The organism is Polynucleobacter sp. 35-46-11, from assembly GCF_002281105.1.
The window spans coordinates 1-2,122 of record NZ_NCFJ01000435.1; the positions used below are offsets into that span (position 1 = coordinate 1).

3 protein-coding genes are annotated in these 2,122 nt (G+C 45.1%); all 3 read right to left on the reverse strand.

Annotated features, from left to right (window positions below; translation table 11 throughout):
* Positions 1–366, reverse strand: a 366-nt coding sequence (locus B7Y67_RS16005) for a DUF3300 domain-containing protein (protein WP_293599482.1), incomplete at its 3' end; no start/stop codon positions are given.
* A 49-nt stretch (positions 367–415) separates the two neighbouring features.
* Entirely contained in the window at positions 416–754 is a 339-nt protein-coding gene (fdx, locus tag B7Y67_RS16010) for an ISC system 2Fe-2S type ferredoxin (protein ID WP_215301387.1), read from the reverse strand.
* Between the two features lie 18 nt (positions 755–772).
* A partial coding sequence (hscA, locus tag B7Y67_RS16015; protein ID WP_293599483.1) for a Fe-S protein assembly chaperone HscA occupies positions 773–2,122 on the reverse strand: 1,350 nt, incomplete at its 5' end.

Sequence of the window (2,122 nt, forward strand, 5' to 3'; positions counted from 1 at the left end):
TGCCTGTGGAAATGAAATCAATGACTTCACACTGTCATTCCAGGATTGGGCCTTCAGAGCATCCTGCAATCCGGCACCACTGAGACTTGAGTTACTTCTGCGCCAGTTATATGCCTCAGCCACTTCGAGTGGGTAAGTTGACGCTAAAAGCATCAGAGATAAAAGTGAGTCGGGATATAAAGCTATAGGAGATACCAATGACTGTAGCTGGGCAGAGGAAATCAGTTGTGGTGAGCTTCCATAGCCACCGCTTTGGGTGTAACTTTGAGGGTAGGCTGTATTTTGATAGGGGTCACTGTTGTTTGCGCAAGCACCCAGTAAGGATGCAATACCAATACAACACCACGCTTTATATTGATTATTCATAAACTCATTAATCCTCTAATATCTCTTGAGTTTAATACCGAGCGTGGAATCAGTGATTTTCTTTTGCGTGATTGATCGAATACTTTGGAATCTCAATCACCAAATCCTGACGCGCAACAATAGCTTGGCAAGATAAACGAGACTGAGGGTTCAGGCCCCACGCACGGTCCAATAAGTCTTCTTCATTCTCATCTGGTTCGTTAAGGCTCTGATAACCCTCTTTCACAATTACGTGACAGGTAGTGCAAGCGCAGACCATATCGCAGGCATGCTCAATTGGAATATTGTTTTCTAATAAAGCTTCGCAAATAGAGGTGCCAGGTGTTACCTCAACTACAGCACCTTCTGGGCAATATTCACTATGGGGTAGAACAACTATCTGAGTCATCTTAATAATTTTCTTTTCTTAAATTTCTGCAACATTCTTGCCAGCTAAGGCTTTCTGAATACTAGAATTCATACGCTTTTGGGCAAAATCATCGGTAGCTTTAGCCGCATGATCAACAGCCTTTCTGAGAACATCGCTATCGGTTTCTTCCGTAAGAATCTTTTGCAAAGTGGCCATCTCATGATCTACTGCAGCCTGCTCTTGAGGAGTTAATAATCCTCGATCAGAATTTAATGCGGTTTGAACGGCATCTAATAGTCGCTGCGCATTCACCTGTTCTTCACGCAAAGATCTTGCCAAAAGATCCACTTTGGCAGAAGCAAAACCATCTTGCAGCATACGTGCAATCTCGGCATCGGTTAAACCATAAGAAGGCTTAATATCAATTGATGCCTGCACGCCAGAACCCTGCTCAGTTGCACTAACTGAAAGCAAGCCATCGGCATCTACCTGGAAAGTCACTCGAATTCGAGCAGCCCCAGCAGCCATGGGTGGAATGCCACGTAACTCAAACTTGCCTAATGAACGGCAATCTTGCGCCAACTCACGCTCACCCTGCACTACCTGAATAGCCAAGGCCGTTTGACCATCCTTAAAGGTGGTGAAATCTTGAGCACGTGCTACTGGAATTGGCGTATTACGTGGAATAATTTTTTCAACCAAGCCACCCATGGTTTCAATACCAAGAGACAGTGGAATGACATCCAACAAAAGCCACTCATCATCTTTACTTTGATTGCCGGCAAGCAAATCCGCTTGCATAGCAGCGCCCAAAGCAACTACTTGATCTGGATTAAGATTATTTAAAGGCTTGGTACCAAAGAGTTCCCCAACAGCGCGCTGAACATGAGGCATGCGAGTCGCACCACCCACCATCACCACACCCTTAACTTCGTCCGCTTTAAGGCCAGCGTCACGCAAGGCCTTCTTTACGGCAACTAAGGTTTTATTGATTAGGTTCTGAGTAATCTCAAAGAACTGTGCCTGACTGATACCTACATTCACCACCGTGCCATCAGTAAGCGTTTCGTGAACACGGGCTAAAGGGTTATGACTCAATTGCTCTTTTGCATGCTTGCAAGAAAGCAATAGTCTGCGATGATCCTGAATTGAGAGTGGCGGAAGTTTAGCTTGCTCGATCACCCAGCAATATAGGCGATGATCAAAATCATCACCACCCAAAGCAGAATCCCCACCAGTAGAGAGCACTTCAAATACACCTCTACTCATTTTCAAAATTGAGATGTCAAATGTGCCACCTCCAAGGTCATAGACTGCGTAGATACCTTCTGAAGCGTTATCTAGACCATACGCAATGGCTGCAGCAGTAGGCTCATTGAGTAAGCGCAATACTTCTATTCCAGCCAA